At 62.2% G+C, this 19,113-nt stretch carries 22 protein-coding genes; 11 read left to right on the forward strand and 11 right to left on the reverse strand.

Annotated elements, in window-relative coordinates; genetic code table 11:
* Positions 1 to 61 precede the first annotated feature (61 nt).
* Together EJV47_RS03930 and EJV47_RS03935 are read left to right on the forward strand one after the other, a co-directional pair.
* A complete protein-coding gene (locus EJV47_RS03930) occupies positions 62 to 1,039 on the forward strand; it encodes an electron transfer flavoprotein subunit alpha/FixB family protein (protein WP_126691841.1) in 978 nt (325 codons plus the stop codon).
* A gap of 138 nt (positions 1,040 to 1,177) precedes the next feature.
* Positions 1,178 to 1,816, forward strand: a complete 639-nt coding sequence (locus EJV47_RS03935; RefSeq protein WP_126691842.1) for a bifunctional nuclease family protein — start codon at positions 1,178 to 1,180, stop codon at positions 1,814 to 1,816.
* 11 nt (positions 1,817 to 1,827) lie between these two features.
* Here the strand turns inward: EJV47_RS03935 and EJV47_RS03940 are convergent, their stop codons facing one another.
* Positions 1,828 to 2,604, reverse strand: a complete 777-nt coding sequence (locus EJV47_RS03940) for a CPBP family intramembrane glutamic endopeptidase (protein WP_126691843.1) — start codon at positions 2,602 to 2,604, stop codon at positions 1,828 to 1,830.
* A gap of 106 nt (positions 2,605 to 2,710) precedes the next feature.
* Here EJV47_RS03940 and EJV47_RS03945 point away from each other — a divergent pair, with 106 nt between their 5' ends.
* Positions 2,711 to 3,286 carry a YfiT family bacillithiol transferase gene (locus tag EJV47_RS03945; protein WP_126691844.1) on the forward strand — a complete coding sequence of 192 codons (576 nt, stop codon included), beginning with the start codon at positions 2,711 to 2,713 and terminating at the stop codon, positions 3,284 to 3,286.
* 249 nt (positions 3,287 to 3,535) lie between these two features.
* Here EJV47_RS03945 and EJV47_RS03950 read toward each other — a convergent pair whose 3' ends face one another.
* Together EJV47_RS03950 and EJV47_RS03955 are read right to left on the reverse strand one after the other, a co-directional pair.
* Complete coding sequence (locus EJV47_RS03950) at positions 3,536 to 4,342, reverse strand: ABC transporter ATP-binding protein (RefSeq protein WP_126691845.1); 807 nt, start codon at positions 4,340 to 4,342, stop codon at positions 3,536 to 3,538.
* 108 nt (positions 4,343 to 4,450) lie between these two features.
* A complete protein-coding gene (locus EJV47_RS03955; RefSeq protein ID WP_126691846.1) occupies positions 4,451 to 5,182 on the reverse strand; it encodes an MlaE family ABC transporter permease in 732 nt (243 codons plus the stop codon).
* Positions 5,183 to 5,266: 84 nt separating this feature from the next.
* Here EJV47_RS03955 and EJV47_RS03960 point away from each other — a divergent pair, with 84 nt between their 5' ends.
* Positions 5,267 to 5,977 carry an SDR family oxidoreductase gene (locus EJV47_RS03960; RefSeq protein ID WP_126691847.1) on the forward strand — a complete coding sequence of 237 codons (711 nt, stop codon included), beginning with the start codon at positions 5,267 to 5,269 and terminating at the stop codon, positions 5,975 to 5,977.
* An 82-nt stretch (positions 5,978 to 6,059) separates the two neighbouring features.
* Here the strand turns inward: EJV47_RS03960 and EJV47_RS03965 are convergent, their stop codons facing one another.
* Complete coding sequence (locus tag EJV47_RS03965; protein WP_165903609.1) at positions 6,060 to 6,767, reverse strand: GIN domain-containing protein; 708 nt, start codon at positions 6,765 to 6,767, stop codon at positions 6,060 to 6,062.
* A 107-nt stretch (positions 6,768 to 6,874) separates the two neighbouring features.
* Here EJV47_RS03965 and EJV47_RS03970 point away from each other — a divergent pair, with 107 nt between their 5' ends.
* The 5 genes from EJV47_RS03970 to gldG all read left to right on the forward strand — a co-directional run bounded on the left by EJV47_RS03970 (position 6,875) and on the right by gldG (position 11,422).
* Entirely contained in the window at positions 6,875 to 7,573 is a 699-nt protein-coding gene (locus EJV47_RS03970; protein WP_126691849.1) for an SDR family oxidoreductase, read from the forward strand.
* A gap of 2 nt (positions 7,574 to 7,575) precedes the next feature.
* Positions 7,576 to 7,773: a hypothetical protein gene (locus EJV47_RS03975; RefSeq protein WP_126691850.1), complete on the forward strand. Its 198-nt coding sequence runs from the start codon at positions 7,576 to 7,578 to the stop codon at positions 7,771 to 7,773.
* A 46-nt stretch (positions 7,774 to 7,819) separates the two neighbouring features.
* A complete protein-coding gene (gldA, locus tag EJV47_RS03980; protein WP_126691851.1) occupies positions 7,820 to 8,746 on the forward strand; it encodes a gliding motility-associated ABC transporter ATP-binding subunit GldA in 927 nt (308 codons plus the stop codon).
* Between the two features lie 193 nt (positions 8,747 to 8,939).
* A complete protein-coding gene (gene gldF / locus EJV47_RS03985; RefSeq protein ID WP_126691852.1) occupies positions 8,940 to 9,665 on the forward strand; it encodes a gliding motility-associated ABC transporter permease subunit GldF in 726 nt (241 codons plus the stop codon).
* A gap of 17 nt (positions 9,666 to 9,682) precedes the next feature.
* Complete coding sequence (gldG, locus tag EJV47_RS03990; protein WP_126691853.1) at positions 9,683 to 11,422, forward strand: gliding motility-associated ABC transporter substrate-binding protein GldG; 1,740 nt, start codon at positions 9,683 to 9,685, stop codon at positions 11,420 to 11,422.
* Between the two features lie 774 nt (positions 11,423 to 12,196).
* Here gldG and EJV47_RS03995 read toward each other — a convergent pair.
* From EJV47_RS03995 to EJV47_RS04005, 3 genes are read right to left on the reverse strand one after another with little or no spacing between them, the layout of a single operon-like run.
* Positions 12,197 to 12,526, reverse strand: a complete 330-nt coding sequence (locus EJV47_RS03995) for a cyclic-phosphate processing receiver domain-containing protein (RefSeq protein ID WP_126691854.1) — start codon at positions 12,524 to 12,526, stop codon at positions 12,197 to 12,199.
* A gap of 7 nt (positions 12,527 to 12,533) precedes the next feature.
* Positions 12,534 to 12,824, reverse strand: a complete 291-nt coding sequence (locus EJV47_RS04000; RefSeq protein WP_165903610.1) for a type II toxin-antitoxin system RelE/ParE family toxin — start codon at positions 12,822 to 12,824, stop codon at positions 12,534 to 12,536.
* Complete coding sequence (locus EJV47_RS04005) at positions 12,812 to 12,991, reverse strand: hypothetical protein (protein ID WP_126691856.1); 180 nt, start codon at positions 12,989 to 12,991, stop codon at positions 12,812 to 12,814. Before EJV47_RS04005 ends, EJV47_RS04000 begins: the two co-directional genes overlap by 13 nt.
* Before the next feature lie 464 nt (positions 12,992 to 13,455).
* Here EJV47_RS04005 and dnaN point away from each other — a divergent pair, with 464 nt between their 5' ends.
* Both dnaN and gldC read left to right on the forward strand, forming a co-directional pair.
* Positions 13,456 to 14,580 carry a DNA polymerase III subunit beta gene (gene dnaN / locus EJV47_RS04010; protein ID WP_126691857.1) on the forward strand — a complete coding sequence of 375 codons (1,125 nt, stop codon included), beginning with the start codon at positions 13,456 to 13,458 and terminating at the stop codon, positions 14,578 to 14,580.
* 141 nt (positions 14,581 to 14,721) lie between these two features.
* Complete coding sequence (gene gldC / locus EJV47_RS04015; RefSeq protein ID WP_126691858.1) at positions 14,722 to 15,060, forward strand: gliding motility protein GldC; 339 nt, start codon at positions 14,722 to 14,724, stop codon at positions 15,058 to 15,060.
* A gap of 222 nt (positions 15,061 to 15,282) precedes the next feature.
* On the opposite strand, the gene EJV47_RS04020 is transcribed toward gldC, so the two are convergent.
* From EJV47_RS04020 to hemL, 4 genes are all read right to left on the reverse strand, one after another.
* Positions 15,283 to 15,759, reverse strand: a complete 477-nt coding sequence (locus EJV47_RS04020; RefSeq protein WP_126691859.1) for a hypothetical protein — start codon at positions 15,757 to 15,759, stop codon at positions 15,283 to 15,285.
* A 198-nt stretch (positions 15,760 to 15,957) separates the two neighbouring features.
* On the reverse strand, positions 15,958 to 16,494 hold the full coding sequence (dcd, locus tag EJV47_RS04025; RefSeq protein ID WP_126691860.1) for a dCTP deaminase: 537 nt from the start codon (positions 16,492 to 16,494) through the stop codon (positions 15,958 to 15,960).
* Between the two features lie 111 nt (positions 16,495 to 16,605).
* Positions 16,606 to 17,484, reverse strand: a complete 879-nt coding sequence (locus EJV47_RS04030; RefSeq protein ID WP_126691861.1) for a hypothetical protein — start codon at positions 17,482 to 17,484, stop codon at positions 16,606 to 16,608.
* A gap of 262 nt (positions 17,485 to 17,746) precedes the next feature.
* Positions 17,747 to 19,063: a glutamate-1-semialdehyde 2,1-aminomutase gene (gene hemL / locus EJV47_RS04035; protein WP_126691862.1), complete on the reverse strand. Its 1,317-nt coding sequence runs from the start codon at positions 19,061 to 19,063 to the stop codon at positions 17,747 to 17,749.
* Positions 19,064 to 19,113: the final 50 nt, after the last annotated feature.

The following is a 19,113-nucleotide window of genomic DNA, read 5'->3' on the forward strand; positions in this document are numbered from 1 at the left end:
GCTTGAGCATCACGTTGATTCAATTCTTAATTATTGATTGTTAATTCTTAATTGCAGAACCATGTCTGTTCTCGTAGTAGTAGAATGCGATAAGGGCGAAGTGAAAAAATCTTCGCTGGAAGTAGCGTCGTACGGCGCGCAGGTGGCCCAGATGCTCGGCACCACGGCTACGGCCGTGGCCGTGGGCGAAGCCACCGAAGCCAACCTGGCCCAGCTCGGCGAGCAGGGCATCTCGAAGGTGCTGTTCGACAACGAGCCGCGCCTGAAGGATTTCGTCAACGGGGCCTACACCAAGCTGATTGCCGCCGCTGCCGATAAGGAGCAGGCCAAGGTAATCGTGCTGGCTAACTCGAATATCGGCGCCTCGGTGGGCTCGCGCCTGGCGGTGCGCCTGAAGGCTTCCTTGGCCACCAACGTGGTGGAGCTGCCCAAAACCGACGGCGGCCAGTTCACGGTGAAGCGCGGCGCCTTCTCGGGCAAGGCCTTCGCCGACGTGGTGCTGTCGGGCGAGCGGAAAATCATTGCCGTCAAGAAAAACAGCATCGAAGCCCAGCACAACGGCGGCCAGACGGCCCAGGTGGAAAGCTTCTCGGCCCAGCTGTCGGACGCCGACTTCGCCGACGCGCCGAAGCAGGTGATTATGCAGGACCAGGCCGGCGGCATCCTGCTGCCCGAGGCCGACAAGGTGGTATCGGGTGGCCGCGGCATGAAGGGCCCGGAAAACTGGCACCTCATCGAGGACCTGGCCAAGGCGCTGGGGGCGGCTACGGCCTGCTCCAAGCCGGTGTCGGACGTAGACTGGCGCCCTCACCACGAGCACGTGGGGCAGACGGGCATTACCGTGTCGCCGAACCTGTATATTGCCTGCGGCATTTCGGGCGCCATCCAGCACCTGGCCGGCGTCAACTCGTCGAAGGTTATCGTGGTTATCAACAAGGACCCCGAGGCGCCCTTCTTCAAGGCCGCTGACTACGGCATCGTGGGCGACGTGTTCGAGGTGCTGCCCAAGCTGACCCAGGCCGTTAAGGAATTGAACTAGGATCTAAGGTACTTGGGGGCTTAGGGTCTTGGGAGAAAAGCCAGCCGTTGCGTAGATTCAGCAACGCACTTGGCTCCCGGCCGTAAGCCCCCGAGTTCCGTATCCACCCAAGCCTTAGACCCTAAGCCCCCAGAACCCTTGAAAAAAATTCAGCTCGAAATACTGGGCTTGTCCTCCAGCCAGTCGCAATCGGGGTCGTTTGCCCTGATTCTGGGCGAAAAGCACGGCAACCGCCGCCTGCCCATCATCATCGGCATGTTTGAGGCGCAGAGCATTGCCATCCAGATCGAGAAAATCAACCCCAACCGCCCGCTCACCCACGACCTGTTCAAGTCCTTCGCCGAGCAGGTGCACGTGACCATCCTCGAAGTGCTGATTTCGGACCTCAAGGAGGGCGTGTTCTACTCCAAAATCGTGTGCTCCGACGGGGCCACCACCTTCGAGCTGGACTCGCGGCCGTCCGACGCCATTGCCATCGGCCTGCGCTTCGGCGTGCCGATTTACACGGTGGAAAGCGTGATGAGCGAAGCCGGCATCATCCTCTCCGACCTCGATGAAGGCGCCGACAGCGACGACGAGGACGATGAGGACGAGGACGACGACACCCCGAGCACCCCGCGCAGCGAGGTAGCGGAGCACAAGGAGCCCTCGGGACAGGTGTCGAGCGAGGAGCTGACCAAGATGCTGGCCCAGGCCCTGGAGCGCGAAGACTACGAGAAGGCCGCCAAAATCCGCGACGAGCTGAACAAGCGCGGCGACAAAGACGACAAAGAATAAGCCGGTCCGGCTCAACGGCCCGACCACACGGCAGCGGCCCGCGTCCCTCCAGGCGCGGGCCGTTTGCGTTGGGGGGCTTCGTAGCCGATGCGCCGCACCGCCGACGCTACCCGCGGGGCCGTGGCAGCCGGCGCCGGCACCCGGCGGTGGTCGAAAAAGTCGCCCAGGCCCAGGGTGAACAGCAGCAGGCCGTAGAGGGAGTGTTCCAGCCACACCAGGCGCAGGGAGCGGGTGCGGGCGTAAGTCTGGGCGAAAAACCAGCCGCCGATAAACGTCAGCCCCACGGCCAGCCAGTTCTGGTACACGATGTGAAGCAGGGCAAATGCGGCCGCGCTGACCCACACGCGCAGCTGCTTGCCCGGAAACAGGCGGCGGTAGCGGCGGAAAAAGAAGGCCCGGTAAATCAGCTCCTGCGGGTACACCGACAGGAGTGGGTAGAGCACCAGCAGCAGTAGCCAGACGTAGGGCTGCCGGCGCGGCATTGCCAGCCACTGCTCGGGGTAATGCCAGAGCACCAGTCCGGCCAGCAAGAGCAGGCAGGGCAGCAGGCGCCGGAGCAGCCGCCGCAGCTGGCTGGGCTCCCGGCGCGCATTCGGCGCCCGCCAGAAAGCCAGCTGCCCGAACTTGCGGTGCTGCCGCAGCCACCAGGCCGTGCCCAGCGTGACGAGCAGCAGCAGGGCCGCCAGCACGGCCGGTTGCCACCAGACGTACAGGAGCAGGGGGGCCAGCACAAACAGGGCGGCCCATTCCAGCCAGAGGTAAAGGTTGGTAGGGGCGGAGCGGGGCATACGGCGGAGCGGCAGCGGACGAAGCGGCCACGCCCGGCAGCTGCCGCACGTGGCCGCAATTGAGTAGACTTGCACCTTCGCTTACGCAAGCTTTACCCCCGCGTTTATGCCCACTCCCGAAACCCAGGCTCCCGCCGAGCAGGATTTGCGCTACCCCATCGGCCATTACCAGCTGCCCGAGCAGCCCCTCACCGAGGAGGAACGCCACGGCTACATTCAGCAGCTGATGGCGCTGCCCACCGAGCTACGCATGGCCCTCGACGGGCTCAGCGGGGAGCAGTTCGACACGCCCTACCGCCCGGGCGGCTGGACGGTGCGCCAGGTGCTGCACCACCTGCCCGACTCGCACGTGAACAGCTACACCCGCTTCCGCCTGGCCCTGACCGAGGACAACCCCACCATCCGGCCCTACAACGAAGCCGCCTGGGCCCAGCTGCCCGACGTGACCATCGTGCCGCCCGACGTGTCGCTCATCCTGCTCGACGCCCTGCACGCCCGCTGGGTGGTGCTGCTCAGCCAGCTTACCGACGAGCAGTGGCTGCGTACCTGGTACCACCCCGAATCGGAGCAGACCATCCGGCTGGACCAGGCCCTGGTGATGTACGCCTGGCACGGCCGGCACCACGTGGCCCACATTACCAGCCTGCGCAAGCGCATGGGCTGGGGCGTGTTCGGGCAGTAACCAAGCTGACGGTGGCACCGGCAGTCATTGCGAGCGAAGGGCGGCAATCCTTCCGCTAGTAGCACCGCCGTCCCAATACATACAGACCAAAAACACCACTGCCCGAGACCAAGTGACTCTGGTTTCGGGCGGTGGTGTTTTGGTTGCTGCTGGTTGTGCCGTCGTGCTGCTGGAGGAAGGATTGCCGCCCTTCGCTCGCAATGACTGCTTCCCGAACCGTCTGTCGGCGCTACGGGGTGAACCGTTGGCTTAAATGTCCTGCGAAGGCTCCTGGCGGATTTCCTCCAAGCTGCCGCCTTCCTGCTCGATGCGCTTGGCGGCGCGCACCAGGCTGCTGCTGAAAATGAACTCCTTTAGCTCGGGCACCTGGGCGTTGAGGATTTCATCCTTGGTGCCGTCCCAGAGCTTCAGACCCTTGTGCAGAAACACGATATGGTCACCGATTTCGACCACCGAGTTCATGTCGTGGGTGATGATGACGGTGGTGATGTTGTACTCGTGGGTGATTTCGTAAATCAGCTCGTCGATTTTGATGCTGGTGAGCGGGTCTAGGCCGGAGTTGGGCTCGTCGCAGAACAGGTAGGTACAGTTCGGGGCAATAGCGCGGGCAATGCCAACGCGCTTTTTCATGCCGCCCGACAGCTCGGAAGGCATTTTGGGGCCGGCGTTTTCCAGGCCTACGCGCTTCAGGCAGAACTCCACCCGGTCGCGCCGCTCCTCGCGCGACATGCCCGGCGTGAGCATCTGGAGCGGGAATTCCACGTTCTCGAACACGTTCATGGAGTCGAACAGGGCCGAAGCCTGGAACAGCATCCCGATCTGCCGGCGGATTTCCTGGCGGATTTCCACCTTGTTGTTGGTGAAGATGGTGCCGTCGAAGGTAATGGAGCCGATATCGGGCTTGAGCAGGCCCACGATGCATTTGAGCAGCACCGACTTGCCCGTGCCCGAGCCGCCCAGCACCAGGTTGCACTTGCCCGTCTCGAAGGTGCAGGTAACGCCCTTTAGAATGGGCGCGTCGCCAAAGGATTTATGGACGTTGTGGATTTCAATCATCTTCCAGGGTCTTGGGGGCTTAGGGTCTTGGGAGCTTGGGTTTTGCTGATGGACAATGGTTGATGAACAGCAGCCAAGTCCCTAAGCCCCCAAGCTCCCAAGACCCAATTACAGCAAGGTCTGCGCCAGCACGTAGTCGGCCAGCAGGATGGCAATGATGGAGTGCGTGACGGCGGTGGTGCTGGCGGTGCCCACTTCCAGCGCGCCGCCTTCGGTGTAGAAGCCGCGGTAGGCCGAAATGGCGGACACCAGGAAGGCAAACACCAGCGACTTAATCAGCGCGAAGGCGATGTTGTAGGGAATAAACGTGTCGCGGATGCCCTCGATGTACTCCTGGCCCGTCATGGCGCCGGAGAGCGTGCCGGCCAGGTAGCCGCCCAGAATCGACAGCACCATGGCCAGAATGACCAGCAGCGGGAAAGTGATGATGGCACCCAGAATGCGCGGCAGCACCAGGTAGGAAGTGGAGTTGATGCCCATTACTTCGAGCGCGTCAATTTGCTCGGTGATGCGCATGGTGCCCAGGCCACCGGCAATGCTGCTGCCCACCTTGCCCGCCAGCACGATGCTGGTGATGGTGGGGGCCAGCTCCAGGATGGTCATTTCGCGCACCATGTAGCCGATGGTGGAGCGCGGAATGAACGGGTTGGTGAGGTTGTAGGCAATCTGCACGCAGGTCACGGCCCCGATAAAGGCGGCTACAATGCTGACAATGAACACCGAATCAATGCCGATGTTCACGGCTTCGTCGAGGGTGCGCCGCCAGAGTACTTTTACGCGCTCGGAGCGCACGAACATGCTCTGCAGGAAAAGCAGAAACTGGCCGAAAACTTTGACCATAGGGTAGGCTGGCGAGAGAAAATGAAAGCCGCCGCAGCGGCGCTGGTCTACATACGTACAAACCGCGAAACAATCTTACGCAGTATGCAGAAAACAATTGTGGTGACGGGCGGCAGCAAGGGCATCGGCCGCGCCATTCTGGAACGTTTTGCCCGCGCCGGCTGGCGCCTCGTCACCTGCGCCCGCTCGGCCGACGACCTCGAGGAGCTGCGCCGGGCGCTGGAACAACAGCCCGGCGTGGATGTTCAGGCCCTGCCCGCCGATTTGAGCAAGCCCAACGAGGCCCGCCGCTTCGTCGACTTCGTGCTCGGCCTGGGCGGCCCCATCGACGTGCTCGTCAACAACGCCGGCTCCTTCATTCCCGGCCGCCTGCAGGACGATGCCGCCGACGGCTCGACCCTGCGCGACATGCTGGCCGTGAACCTGCTTTCGGCCTACGACGTGACGCGCGGCCTGCTGCCGCAGCTGCTGGAGCAGGAAGCGGCCCACATCTTCACCATGTGCTCCACGGCCAGCCTGATTCCGTACCCCAACGGCGGTTCCTACGGCGTGGCCAAATTCGCCCTCTACGGCATGACCAAAAACCTGCGCGAGGAGCTGAAGCACACCGGCGTGCGGGTGACGGCCGTGCTGCCCGGCGCCACTTACACCGCCAGCTGGGAAGGCGTGGAGCTGCCGCAGGAGCGGTTTATCCGGGCCGAAGACGTGGCCGAGGCCGTCTTCAGCACCTGGAGCCTCTCGCCCCAGGCCGTGGTGGAAGAGCTGCTCATCCGCCCGCAGCTGGGAGACATATAGGAGTTTAAGAGTTAATGAGGGTAGGAGTTTAAGAGTTACCATGCACACAACTCTTAAACTCCTACCCTCATACCCTCTTACCCTATTGACTAACGACCCGTCCTTTGCCGCTGACGTTGATGCTTTTCTGCGCGACCGAGCCGTTGTAGTACAAGGTGCCGGTGCCGGCTACGTTGGCGCCCAGAAACTCGGTGGCCTGCACGTGGGCGTTGCCGTCGCCGAGCTTGTCGAGGTCGAGGTTGGCGCGGCGGGCCTGCAGGGGCTGGGCGTAGAGGCTGCCCAGGTCGCCGACGGTGGCTACCAGCTCCTCGGTGCGGCCGGAGAGGCGCATATCACCCAGCTCGTAGAGGTCGACCCAGAGATACTTGCTGTCGACTTCGAACTCCACGTCGCCGGCGCGGGAGAGGTGCAGGAAAAGCGTGTCCTGGCGGAAAGTGCCCTGGGTGCGCAGCGTCTTCTCGCCGATGTGGAACACGTCGGTGAGGCGCGGGGTGTGCAAGGTCACCTGCCGGGGCACGTCGTAGCGGCGCACCCAGTTGCAGCGGCTGGTATTGTGGATGGTCAGCGTGCCGTCCTGCACGGTCAGCTCCAGGTCTTCCTGTAGGTTCTTGCCGGTGCGCACGGTGGCGTAGGTTTCCGCGTCCTGCACCACGGTCACTTCCACGTTGTCGTAGAGGCGCAGCACGCGGAAGGGGGCCAGCTCGCGCCGCTCCTCCGTTACGTTGCCGTTGCTCTTGAGGCAGTCGGTTTCGTGGTCCTCGCCGCAGCCGCTGAGCAGGGCGGCGGCCAACAGCAGCGGCGGGGCTGCGTATGCCCGTAGCCGGGACCAGCGGCCCGCTGGCGCGGCGGGTTTCGGGCGGTACCAATTCATCGACACGTTTTCCAACCAGAAAGCTTATGGATCTGAACGGCAAGGTAGCCATTGTCACGGGCGTCAGCAAAGGCATCGGGCTGGCCACGGCCCGGCTGTTGCTGGAGCGCGGCGCCACGGTGGCCGGCTGGGGCCGCAGCAAGCCCGCCGAGCTGCAGCACGAGCGGTTTTTCTTTTTCGACTGCGACGTGCGCGACGAGGTGCAGGTGCAGGAGGCGCTGACCAACACCCAGCGCGAAGTCGGCCAGGAAATCCACGCCCTCGTCAACAACGCCGGCCTGGGCATCTCCGGCCCCGTCGACGGATTCAGCTCCGCGGACTGGCACCGCATGTTCGATACCAACGTGCACGGCTTGTTCTACTGCACCCGGGCCGTGCTGCCGCAGATGAAGCGCCAGCAGCTGGGCCACATCGTCAATATTTCCTCCATTGCCGGCACCACGGGCATCGAAAACATGGCCGGCTACTGCGCCACCAAGTACGCCGTGCGGGGCTTCTCGCATTCCATCTTCAAGGAAGTGCGCCAGGACGGCATCAAGGTCACCTGCCTGTACCCCGGCTCCACCCAGACCAACTTCTTCGACGACATTCCCGGCACCACGGCCAACGAGCACATGATGCAGCCCGAGGACATTGCCGGGGCCATTGTGTACGCGCTGGAAACGCCCTTCAACTTCCACATCGTCGACGTGGAAATGCGGCCGCTGCAGCCGAAAGGGAAGTAGCCATGCTGGTGATTTGGCTGGCCTCGGGGCTGCTGGTCTGGTACACGCTGCGCCAGTACCGCCGCGCCCGGCCGGAACGAAGACCCGCGCAGCGGTGGTTTGTCTTCCTGGCGGTGGCCTGGCTGGTGCTGCTCGGTATCTGGGTTATCTTGCCGCTGCTGGCTTCGTGGATAGGGGAGGCTTGGCTGGCCAAACCCTAGCCCGGGCGCGGCAATGCGCCCGAAGCGCCGTACTTTCGCCCTCCTTATGGTTGAAATCCAACATTTGACCAAGCTCTACGGCCCGCAGGCCGCCGTCAACGACATTTCGTTTACGGCTGGCCGCGGCGAAATCCTGGGCTTTCTGGGTCCGAACGGGGCCGGCAAAAGCACCACCATGAAAATTGCCACCGGCTACCTGCCGCCCAGTAGCGGCTCGGTGCGCGTGGCCGATTTCGACGTGGTGGAGCAGCCCCTGGAAGTGCGCCGCCGCGTGGGTTACCTGCCCGAGCACAACCCGCTCTACCTCGACATGTACGTGCACGAGTACCTCGACTTCATTGGCCGCGTGCACGGCCTGGGCGGCAGCACGCTGCGCAACCGCGTCAAGGAGCTGGTCGGCCGCGTGGGCCTCACGCGGGAGCAAAACAAGCAGATTGGCGCCCTCTCCAAGGGCTACCGCCAGCGCGTGGGCCTGGCCCAGGCCCTGGTGCACGACCCGCAGGTGCTCATCCTCGACGAGCCCACCACCGGCCTCGACCCCAACCAGATCGGCGAAATCCGCACCCTGATCAAGGAGCTGGGCCAGGACAAAACCGTCATCTTCTCGACCCACATCCTGCCCGAAGTGCAGGCCCTCTGCGACCGGGCCGTCATCATCAGCCGCGGCCAGCTGGTAGCCGACGCGCCGGTGCGGGAGCTGGCCGGCCTCACCAAGGGCGGCACTGTCATCCGCGCCGAGTTCGAGGGCTCTATCGACCCGGCCGCGCTCTGGCAGCTGCCCGGCGTGAAGGGCGTGGAGCAGGGGCAGGGCGGCGCCTGGATTATCCGCACCGAGGGCAAGGGCGACCAGCGCCGCGCCATTTCGCAGCTGGCCGCCCAGCAGGGCTGGCTGCTGCTCGGGCTGCGCCAGGAAGAACAGTCGCTGGAGCAGGTGTTCCAGGAGCTAACGACAGCTACAAAGACAGAGAAATAAGAGCAACAGGTAAGAACGTCATGTCGAGCTTGTCGAGACATCTCGCATGCTGGCATCCGGTAGTGACTTCTCTTCAACGAAAGAATTACTATCCAGCGAGATTCCTCGACTTCGCTCGGAATGACGTTCTAGGCTGAGGCGTTCTGCCCAACGAATCAGCGAAATCAAGTAAATCAGCGCCAATCAGCGGTTCATGTTCGCCGTCCTTCGCAAAGAATTCAACGCCTTCCTCAACTCCCCGGTGGCCTACGTGGTGCTCGGGGTGTTTCTGGTGGCCACCGGCCTGTTCGTGTGGGTATTCCCCGATAGCAGCGTGCTCGATTACGGCTTTGCCGACCTGCAGACGCTGTTCAACCTGGCCCCCTGGATTTTCCTATTCCTGATTCCGGCCATTACCATGCGCACCTTCGCCGAGGAGAAAAAGGCCGGCACCATCGAGCTGCTGCTCACCCGCCCGCTCACCGACGGGCAGCTGGTAGGAGGGAAGTACCTGGCCTGCCTGCTGCTAGCGTTGTTGGCGCTGGTGCCCACCTTGCTCTACTACTACTCGGTGGTGAAGCTTGGCGCCCCCGAAGGCAACATCGACTCGGCTGCCTTTGCCGGCTCGCTCATCGGCTTGGCGCTGCTGGCGGCCGTCTTCGCCGCCATCGGCGTGCTGGCCTCGGCCCTCACCCGCGACCAGATTATTGCCTTCCTCGTCGCCGTCGTCGGCTGCTTCCTGGTGTATTCCGGCTTCGATTCGCTGGCTTCGCTCTTCGAGGGCGGCCCAGCCTACTACATCGGCCAACTCGGCATTGCGGCCCACTACCGCGACCTGAGCAAGGGCCTCGTCGACTCCCGCGACCTGCTGTATTTCTTCTCTGTGGTAGCGGCCATGCTGCTGGCTACCCGCCTCGTGCTCCGCAGCCGCAACTGGTAATCCGGACCTACTGACGCATGGAACCTACTTCCGCCGCCCCTACGCCCGCCCCGGTTGCCCCCGCCGCCTCGCGCAAGCAAAGCGACCTACTCCGCTTCGGCCTGATTATCCTGGCCCTGGTGGTGCTCAACTTCGTCGCCCAGCAGTTCTTCTTCCGCGTCGACCTCACCGAGGACAAGCGCTACAGCATGGCCCCGGCTACCAAGCAGCTGCTCGAAACCGCCCCGGAGCCCATTACCGTCACGGTGTACCTGGCCGGCGACTTTCCGCCCGCCTTCCGCCGCCTCTCCCAGGCCACCCGCGAGACGCTGGACGAGATGCAGATTCACGCCGGCTCCAAGCTGCGCTACGTCTTTGTCGACCCCTCGGCCGCTTCCTCCGAAGCCGACCGCAACAAAACCTACGGGCAGCTCATCCAGAAGGGCCTGCGCCCGACCAACCTCGGCGCCAACGAAAACGGCAAGCGGGTGGAGAAAATCATCTTCCCCTGGGCCACCATTACCGTCGGCAACCGCGAGGAAAACGTGCTGCTGCTGCGCGGCAACCAGGCCGCCCCGCCCGACGTGCGCCTCAACCAGAGCATCGAGGGCCTCGAATACGAGCTGGCCTCCGCCATCCGCCGCCTGGAGCCCTCCAAGCGCCAGCTCATCGGCATCGTGGAAGGCCACGGGGAGCCCGACAACGAGCATATTGCTGACCTCATCGGCACGCTGCAGCGCGACTACAACGTGTACCGCATCGACCTGAACAAGGTCACCGAGCAGAACATGAAGGCCCTGTCGGCCGTCATCGTGGCCAAGCCCGAGCGCCCCTACTCCGACCCCGAGAAGTACCAGCTCGACAAGTTTATCACCGAGGGCGGCCGGGCGCTGTTCTTCGTCGACGCCATGCGCGTGAACCTGGACAGCGCCAACCGCGGCGGCATGCTCTCCTTCCCGATGGAGCTGGGCCTGACGGACCTGCTGTTCACCTACGGCGTGCGCGTCAACGGGGACCTGATTCTGGACGTCAACTCCGGCGTGATTCCGCTGGTGACGGGTATGAACGGTGACAAGCCCCAGGTGGAGCCCATGCCCTGGCCGTTTTACCCGGTCGTGAACAACTTCAGCCCGCACCCCATCACCCGCAACCTCGACGCGGTGTACCTGAAGTTCGTCTCCTCCATCGACACGGTAAAGGCCCGCGGCATCCGCAAGACGCCGCTGATGTTCACCTCGCGCTATACCCGCGTGCTGCCCGCCCCGGTGCCCATCAACCTCAACGACGCCCGCCTGCCCCCCGACCCCAAGCTCTACAAGAGCGGCCCCAAGCCCGTGGGCTACCTGCTCGAAGGCCAGTTCCGCTCCCTGTTTGCCAACCGCGCCAAGCCCGGCACCACGCAGTTTCAGCCCGCCCAGAGCCCGCAGTCCAAGCCCAGCAGAATCGTGCTCATCTCCGACGGCGACTTCGTGCGCAACGACGTGGACCCCAAAACCAAGCGCCCCCTGCGCCTGGGCTTCGACCGCCTCGCCACCACCGAATTTGCCAACCGCGAGCTGACCCAGAACGCCGTCGACTACCTGCTCGACGAGTCCGGCCTGATCGGCGTGCGCGGCAAGCAAATCACTCTGCGCCCCCTCGACAAGGTGAAAATCAACGCCGAGCGGCGCCAGTGGCAGCTGCTGAACCTGGGCGCCCCGCTGGCCTTGCTGGCCGTGTTCGGGCTGGTACGGGCCTGGCTGCGCAAGCGGAAGTATGCGTCTTTTGAGGTAGAGTAGTATTAGTCCAGAGGTAGATTAGGAAGTGGAAGTTGATAATAAGAAATAGAATATTTTTTTCGTTAATCAAAATTGCTTTGGTCTTCTTTCGCTTACTGTTGTACTTGATAAAGTTGTCAAGCTCGCTTTTATTAAGGAAAACTTCAAGATATCCTTGCGCTGATTGGTCAAGATCTAACGGTGTTGTAGGAGTCGGCCACACACTAGGCCAAGTAGATGTTTTACCTTTGGCATAATCAAATGGTGAAAACGTCACAATAAACTGCTCCGGCAGCCATTCTTCAGATTGCCCTCGTTTTGCCTTCCATAAGCGTAAATTATCGTATATGGCCAAAACAGTAGCTGGGACTTTTGTTCTAGCCTCTTCGCTGTTTGTTCTCAGATTGCCATATATACCGACGGTTTTCACGGAATCACCATAGAATTTCAGTTGGTTAATTGGGTTGTGAAATGATGTTGATGTTTCAAAATGATTTGGTAGATAAAAAACGCTGTCTGTTATTCCTATTGATCTGATAAGTGAATAAACTTCACTCTTTGTTAGTACGGCTTGTGAGTACCTTATTTTTTGATTGAGAGTATCTCTATAAATTATTTGACCTGTTTCATAGATAACGATAGTGTAAGCGTTAACACCCAGCGGCATTATATCAGAGTAGTACTCGCCTAGCGTCACTAGAGGTTTGCCATATGCGTTGTTGCCTCGGCGGGATTGAGCACTAGTATTTGCGGCTAATAAGAATATAAAAGCCAAGGTCAATAGAGTTTTCATGTTCAATTGCTGTTAAGATTTTCCTCGCGCCACCGCCGGTAATTCTCCAGCAGCCCCCTGATATTCGCCGCGCCCACCGGGTTGGCCGAATGCACATTGAACCGCTCCACCAGTAGCCCCTGCGCCACCAGCCACTTGGCGCAGTCGTAGCCGCTGGGCAGCTCGCAGTTCCGGGCCTCGTCCCAGCCCAGGTCGTGGTCGAAGGAAATTTCGGTGGGTACGCCGCGCTGCTCGATGGTGGCTACGAACTCCTCGAAGCTGCGCACTACTACCCAGCCCTCGGTGCGGGGCGTGCGCAGGTCGTCCAGGTAGAGCTTGTAGGGGAGAGGCATAGAGAAATTAGAGGTCCGTCAGCGGCAGGGACGAATGCTGAATATGGACAATGCCTACGTCGCCGTTCAGTTCGATCCGGTACACAATACGGTAGCCACTTTCGGGCAACTCCCGGTAACGGCCGGAGCCAAACTCCTTCACCACCCGCCCAGCCTGCGGGAACTGCCGCAGCATATCCACCCGCGCAATCAGCTTGTCAATCAGCCGGTCGGCATACACCGGGGAGCTTTGGGCCACAAACTCGCGGATACTGTGCAGAGCTTCCAGCGCCGGCGTCGCCCAGATTATTTGCGCCACGACTGCACCAATTTTTTTACGTCTTCGTGGCTCACGGCGTCGCCTCGATCCAGGGCCGCCGCGCCGGCTTCTACTTTCTCAATGAAAATAAGCCGTTCAATCAGCTCTTCCAACTCAAACTCGGCCGGCAGCGCATTGACGGTTTCGAGCACTTTGTCTTTGGTCATAACAGGAAAGATTAAGGTCTACTAAGGTACAACTTCCCCTGACCGGATAGTTTCGTGTGGCTGCCACTGGCTACTGTGAGCCCGTCAGCACGAGTTCCGCGCCCGTCTGCATCCGTTGTGCGGTCGGCAGCGGCCATTGTGAACCCGGCAAACCTCATTGTGAGGCCGACAGAAGCCACTGCGCGGTTGGCAGTCGTCATTGTGAGCTTGACAGCAGCCATTGTGAACCCGTCACATGCCATTGTGAGCTGGGCAGCGGCCATTGTGCGGTTGACAGCAAGCATTGTGCAGCCGACAGCAGCCATTGTGCGGCTGGCACAGCCCGTTGTGCGGTCGGCAGCCGTCATTACTTCCCGGCAGCCCCCGCCATAAACCCCGCCCATTCCCGCCCCGTGGCCCTAGTTTTCCCCGTATAGCCTTTTATCTTTGTCCTCCCCAAACCGCAACCTTTCCCAAAGCCCTATATGAAGTTCATCGTCTCGTCCTCGGCGCTCCTCAAGCAGCTCCAGAGCATCAACGGCGTCGTCACGAGCAACCCCGTGGTACCCATCCTGGAGAACTTCCTCTTTGAAATCGAGAACGGCAAGCTCACCATCACCGCTTCCGACCTCGAAACCAGCATGATTACCGAGCTGCCGGTGGAAGCCCGCGAAAGTGGCCGCATTGCCGCCCCCGCCCGCATCCTGCTCGACACGCTCAAGAACCTGCCCGACCAGCCCGTCACCTTCACCCTCGACGAGGAGACGTACGGCATCGAAATAGCCTCGGCCAACGGCCGCTACAAGCTCGCCGGCGAAAACGCCACCGACTTCCCCCGCGTGCCCGTCGTGAAAGGCTCGGCCCCGGTCGAAATTCCGTCCAGCTCCCTGCTGCGCGCCATCACCAAGACCATCTTCGCCGTCAGCACCGACGAGCTGCGCCCGGCCATGACCGGCATCCTAGTGCAGCTGGCCGACAACCAAGCCACCTTCGTGGCTACCGACGGGCACCGCCTCCTCCGCTACCGCCGCCAGGACGTGGCCGCCGGCCAGACCGCGAACCTGATTATCCCGCGCAAAGCCTTTAATCTGCTCAAAGGCGCCCTGCCCTCCGAGGCCACCCCGGTGCGCATGGAGTTCAACCAGAGCAACGCCTTCTTCTCCTTCAACCAGATGCGCCTCGTGTGCCGCCTCATCGACGAGCGGTACCCCGACTACGAGAACGTCATTCCGGTGGCCAACCCCAACAAGCTCATCATCGACCGCGGCCAGCTGCTGAACTCGGTGAAGCGTATTGCCATCTACTCGAACAAGACCACCCACCAGGTACGCCTGCGCCTGGCCGGCTCCGAAATCACCATTTCGGCCGAAGACCTGGACTTCTCGAACGAGGCCAACGAAAAGCTGCCCTGCCAGTACGACGGCGAGGACATGGAAATCGGCTTCAACGCCCGCTTCCTCATCGAAATGCTCTCCAACATCGACTCCGAGGAAATCACCCTGGAGCTGAGCACCCCCAACCGCGCCGGCCTGCTGATGCCCACCCTGGCCGAAGACAACGAAAGCATCCTGATGCTGGTGATGCCGGTGATGCTGAACAACTACGTCTAAACTGCTGGATGGCTAAAGGGTTAAATGGCTGGTCGTTCACGCGGCCGGCCATTTCGCTTATGCAGCCAAGCCACATTTTCGGCTAAACAATGCTGCCCGATCAGCCATTTAGCCATTCAACCATTTGACCATTCATCCAAGATGAAGAAATCCGAAATCCGCTTCAGCATTGCCCTCGACGAGCAGAAAATTCCCGAGGCCATCAGCTGGAGCGCCACCGACGCCGGCGCCGACATTCACTTCGCCAAGGCCATGAACATCTCGATCTGGGACCGGGAAGAGCGCGGCACCATGAAGATTGACCTCTGGACCAAGGACATGCCCGTCGACGAGATGAAGCGCTTTTACGTGGACATGATTGGCTCCATGGCCGAGGGCATCGTGGCCGCCACCAACGACGAGTTCATGGGCGCTAAGCTCCGCGCCCTGGGCAAGGAACTGGCCCAGCACGTAGAGCAGGAAGAACGCGGCCAGCGCTAGTCGTACAATCAGGTTGGTTGCCGGGTACGCCGGCGGCCCAGCAGGGCAGTCGGACGGCTGGCTTGGACCAGCTGCCCGGTACTGAACCCGACGACGGAACCGAGTCGACCTTCCAGCGTCATACGGCATTGTCTGCGCTACCACGCGGCCGACGCAAAAAAGCCCGCCCGGCGCTGTGCCGGGCGGGCTTTTTATTGGCTATTGCGTGCTAAACGCTGCGGGCTAGCGGCCCCGGGGAGCCGGCTTGCTGTCGTCCTTGGCCTGGCTGAGGGTAGCACCCTTGGCACTGGCCGGCAGCGGGTTCTGCACCGATTTCACCAGCATAATATCCGAGGCCTGAGCGGCGTAGTCCTTGTCGTACTTGTAGTAGGCCGAGCGGTTGCTGTAGTAGTTGCTGTACTGGTCGGTGGTCAGGATGGCGCGCAGCTCCCGGTCGCGCTCCTGGCATACGCCTTGGCACTGGTCGTCGATGAGCGTGGCATTACCGGCGTGCTTGCTTTCGATGGCGGCCATCTTGGCTACCTTGTCGGCGTTGATGGCGCGCAGCCTGGCGGTCTGGTAGTTGTTCAGGCGCAGTTCCCGGGCCATCTGGTTGGAGAGGCGGTCAGCGCGCTGCTGCACGGCCGGGCTTTTGGTTTGCGCCTGGGCGCCGAGGGCGGCACCCGCTGCCAGTACCGCCGTTGCAAGCATCTTTTTCATCTTCATGGCAAGTTGTATCGTTAGCGGGCCCGCAGGCCACGGAGACTGGTGAATTGCTGGCTGCCGGAGCAACCAACGTGTCTTTCTAACGAAAAAGTGTGCCAAGCGGTTCGGGGTAGTCAAATGGTTAAATGGCTGAATGGCTAAATGGCTGGTCATTCAATGTCAGAACGACCAGCCATTTAGCCATTTAACCATTTAAAACTTATTCATCCACATCATCGACTCGACGGGCTTGTCGGTGCGCTGGTTGTACTTGGCGTTGGGCTTGCGGTTGTAGTAGTTCTGGATGGCGCCCTCCACGGTGAAGTAGATGAGCTGGCCGATGGGCATGTTGTGGTACACGCGCACGGGCTGGGTTACGCTGATTTCCAACGTCCAAGTGTTGGAAAAGCCCACGTCGCCCTTGCCGGCGGTGGCGTGAATGTCGATGCCCAGCCGGCCGACCGAGCTCTTGCCTTCGAGGAAGGGCACGTGGGCGTGGGTTTCGGTGTACTCCTCGGTTACGCCGAGGTAGAGGGTGTTTTGCTCGAGCACGAAGCCTTCCTCCGGGATTTCAAAAACCTCAATCTGGTTGTGCTTGCGGGCGTCGAGCACCCGGTCGCGGTAGGTGGCCAGGTAGCGGCCCAGGTGCACGTCGTAGGAGTTGGTACCCAGGCAGCTGCGGTCGTACGGCTCAATTACGATGGTGCCGCGTTCCATTTCGGCCAGGATTTGCTCGTCGGTGAGGATCATGTGGGGGAATTAAGAATTAATAATTAAGAATGAATAATTGCCTTGGGTGGAGCCTATATGGTTGAAAAATGGCCTCACCCAAACCAATTATTAATTACTCATTCTTAATTATTAATTGATTTCGTCGTCTTCGTCGTAGCGGTCCTCGGGCAGCACGGCGGCGGGGCGCTTGGCGGCCGGGGCGGCGTCCTCGTCCAGGGGCTCGGGCTCCAAGGTCAGCTCGTTGATCTGGGCGCGCAGGCCGGGAATCACCGACAGGGTCAGGTAGAGCACCAGGCCCAGGGAGCCGGCGGCGCACAGCAGGGTGGCGTAGTCGAGCCAGTCGTGGCGCGGGGCGCTGTACTCGCCGATGGGGCGGGCGCGGGGCGAGAGGGTTTCCGGCTCGGTTTCGGGCTCGGCCATGGGGGGCTGGTCTTCGGCCGGCTTGGTCAAGGGGGCTTCGGCCTGGGCGTCCACGTCGGCGGGGGGCACGTTGGCGGCATCGACCAGCAGCTCCTCGGGGGCGGGGTCTTCGGAGGCGTTGAACTGGGCGCTGGCCTGCTTGATATAGCGCTGCAGGCCGTGAATCAGGGCGCTGCGCTCGTCGCGGGGCAGGCCGCGGATAAAGAACTCGAAGTTCTGGTCGATGAGGATGCCGTTGAGCTGCTTCTCGAACTCGACCAGGTCAGTGCGGCCCTTGCCGTAACGTCCTTTGTAGCGCTCGGCCACGCTGTTGTAATTGCGAAACAGCGTCTTGAGGTCTTCGCGGCCGGGGAAGTCGTCGAACTCGCGGCGGGCCTTGGCCGTGCGCAGCGTGACGGGGAACTTGCGCCGGGTGAAGGTTTTGTCGTAGACCGTCTCCATGGTGCGGAAGTTCAGCTCGTCCACGGCGCGGTCGAAGAGCTGCTTGTTCTGCGCGGCCGTTTTTTCCGGCTGGGCCGGCAGGGCCAGCGGCACCAGCAGCAGAATCATCAGCAGGTGGAAGAAGCTGGTACGGAAGCGGTAGGGCATGGACGGCAAACGGTGGATTTCTGGGGCAAAGATAGACCGCGGAGAGGCTTTGATGCTAAACGGATGGCTATGATGCGGATAAATAAGGGGTTGGGGCTTGGAATAAGGCTAATGGGAAGTAGGGGAAGGGGAGTGGCATAAGCTTCAGCTTGTGCTGCCGCGGCACGCGGCAAAGCGGGGCTGCGCCGTCTGGGCAGGCTGCTGGCGCGGTTCCGCCTTGCGGCCGTTGGCCGCAGCACAAGCTGAAGCTTATGCCACTTTCTTACACCCCGTGGGCCTCGCGCAGGGAGGCGCGGCAGGCGCTCAGGTACATATCCACCAAATCATCCGTGACGGCGGTGCTGACGAACAGGGCCTCGAACTGGGAGGGGGCCAGGTAGATGCCGCGGTGCAGCATGGCGCGGAAGTAGCGGCCGAAAGCTTCCAGGTCGGCGGTTTTGGCCGAGGCCAGGTCGGTGACGGGCTGGGGGGTGAAGAACACGCTCCACATCGAGCCGACGCGGTTGACGGTGTAGTTCAGACCCAGCTCGGCGGCTATTTGGCGGGTGCCGTCGGCCAGGGCGGCGCTGGTCTGTTCGAGCTGCTGGTAGACTTCGGGGTGCTCGTGCAGGTAGCGCAGCTGGGCCAGGCCGGCGGCGGTGGCAATGGGGTTGCCCGAAAGGGTGCCGGCCTGGTAGACTTTGCCGGCGGGGGCCACCTGGTCCATGATTTCCTTTTTGCCCCCGTAGGCGCCCACGGGCATGCCGCCGCCGATGATTTTGCCCAGCGTGGTCATGTCGGGCTCGATGCCGAACAGCTCCTGGGCGCCGCCGCGGGCGAGGCGGAAGCCGGTCATTACCTCGTCGAAGATGTAGACGATGCCGTGCTGGGTGCACAGCTCGCGCAGGCCCTGCAGGAAGCCCTCGGCGGGCGGCACCAGGCCGATGTTGCCCACCACGGGCTCCAGGATGATGGCCGCAATCTGCTCGGGGTTGGCCGCTATGGCCTGGCGGACGGCTTCGAGGTCGTTGTAGGGTACGGTGAGGGTGTCCTGGGCCACGCCCTCGGTGACGCCGGGCGAATCGGGGGTGCCGAGGGTGAGGGCGCCGGAGCCGGCCGCAATCAGGAAGGAGTCGCCGTGGCCGTGGTAGCAGCCTTCGAACTTGAGGATCTTGGCGCGGCCGGTGTAGCCGCGGGCCACCCGGATGGCCGACATGGTGGCCTCGGTGCCGGAATTGACGAGGCGCACTTTTTCGATGCTGGGCACCATGTCGATAATCAGCTCGGCCATGTCGACCTCGCGGCGGGTGGGGGCGCCGAACGACAGGGACGAGGGCAGGGCCTGGGCCACGGCGTCGAGCACGATTTGGGGGGCGTGGCCGAGAATCATCGGGCCCCAGGAGTTGATGAAGTCGAGGTAGCGGTTGCCGTCCACATCCGTCAGCCAGGCGCCCTGGGCCGACTGCATGAACACGGGGTGGCCGCCCACGGCGCGGAAGGCGCGCACCGGCGAGTTGACGCCGCCCGGAATCAGGTCTTTGGCGCGGGTGAACAGCTGGTCGCTGGTGGCGAGGTTGAGGTCGGGAGAAGAGGAAGACATAGGCCGGGGCGCGGCGGGGTGGGGTTCGGAAGGGCCGCCGGCGCGGGGGC

This window comes from Hymenobacter gummosus (assembly GCF_003970915.1).
GTDB lineage: Bacteria > Bacteroidota > Bacteroidia > Cytophagales > Hymenobacteraceae > Solirubrum > Solirubrum gummosum.

What these genes read in the sequence shown, in the direction of transcription:
- EJV47_RS03930 (WP_126691841.1), top strand. Translation starts at nt 62, where the DNA reads ATGTCTGTTCTCGTAGTAGTAGAATGCGATAAGGGCGAAGTGAAAAAA.
- EJV47_RS03940 (WP_126691843.1), bottom strand. Translation starts at nt 2,604, where the DNA reads ATGCCCCGCTCCGCCCCTACCAACCTTTACCTCTGGCTGGAATGGGCC.
- EJV47_RS03945 (WP_126691844.1), top strand. Translation starts at nt 2,711, where the DNA reads ATGCCCACTCCCGAAACCCAGGCTCCCGCCGAGCAGGATTTGCGCTAC.
- EJV47_RS03950 (WP_126691845.1), bottom strand. Translation starts at nt 4,342, where the DNA reads ATGATTGAAATCCACAACGTCCATAAATCCTTTGGCGACGCGCCCATT.
- EJV47_RS03955 (WP_126691846.1), bottom strand. Translation starts at nt 5,182, where the DNA reads ATGGTCAAAGTTTTCGGCCAGTTTCTGCTTTTCCTGCAGAGCATGTTC.
- EJV47_RS03960 (WP_126691847.1), top strand. Translation starts at nt 5,267, where the DNA reads ATGCAGAAAACAATTGTGGTGACGGGCGGCAGCAAGGGCATCGGCCGC.
- EJV47_RS03970 (WP_126691849.1), top strand. Translation starts at nt 6,875, where the DNA reads ATGGATCTGAACGGCAAGGTAGCCATTGTCACGGGCGTCAGCAAAGGC.
- EJV47_RS03975 (WP_126691850.1), top strand. Translation starts at nt 7,576, where the DNA reads ATGCTGGTGATTTGGCTGGCCTCGGGGCTGCTGGTCTGGTACACGCTG.
- gldA (WP_126691851.1), top strand. Translation starts at nt 7,820, where the DNA reads ATGGTTGAAATCCAACATTTGACCAAGCTCTACGGCCCGCAGGCCGCC.
- gldF (WP_126691852.1), top strand. Translation starts at nt 8,940, where the DNA reads ATGTTCGCCGTCCTTCGCAAAGAATTCAACGCCTTCCTCAACTCCCCG.
- gldG (WP_126691853.1), top strand. Translation starts at nt 9,683, where the DNA reads ATGGAACCTACTTCCGCCGCCCCTACGCCCGCCCCGGTTGCCCCCGCC.
- EJV47_RS03995 (WP_126691854.1), bottom strand. Translation starts at nt 12,526, where the DNA reads ATGCCTCTCCCCTACAAGCTCTACCTGGACGACCTGCGCACGCCCCGC.
- EJV47_RS04005 (WP_126691856.1), bottom strand. Translation starts at nt 12,991, where the DNA reads ATGACCAAAGACAAAGTGCTCGAAACCGTCAATGCGCTGCCGGCCGAG.
- dnaN (WP_126691857.1), top strand. Translation starts at nt 13,456, where the DNA reads ATGAAGTTCATCGTCTCGTCCTCGGCGCTCCTCAAGCAGCTCCAGAGC.
- gldC (WP_126691858.1), top strand. Translation starts at nt 14,722, where the DNA reads ATGAAGAAATCCGAAATCCGCTTCAGCATTGCCCTCGACGAGCAGAAA.
- EJV47_RS04020 (WP_126691859.1), bottom strand. Translation starts at nt 15,759, where the DNA reads ATGAAAAAGATGCTTGCAACGGCGGTACTGGCAGCGGGTGCCGCCCTC.
- dcd (WP_126691860.1), bottom strand. Translation starts at nt 16,494, where the DNA reads ATGATCCTCACCGACGAGCAAATCCTGGCCGAAATGGAACGCGGCACC.
- EJV47_RS04030 (WP_126691861.1), bottom strand. Translation starts at nt 17,484, where the DNA reads ATGCCCTACCGCTTCCGTACCAGCTTCTTCCACCTGCTGATGATTCTG.
- hemL (WP_126691862.1), bottom strand. Translation starts at nt 19,063, where the DNA reads ATGTCTTCCTCTTCTCCCGACCTCAACCTCGCCACCAGCGACCAGCTG.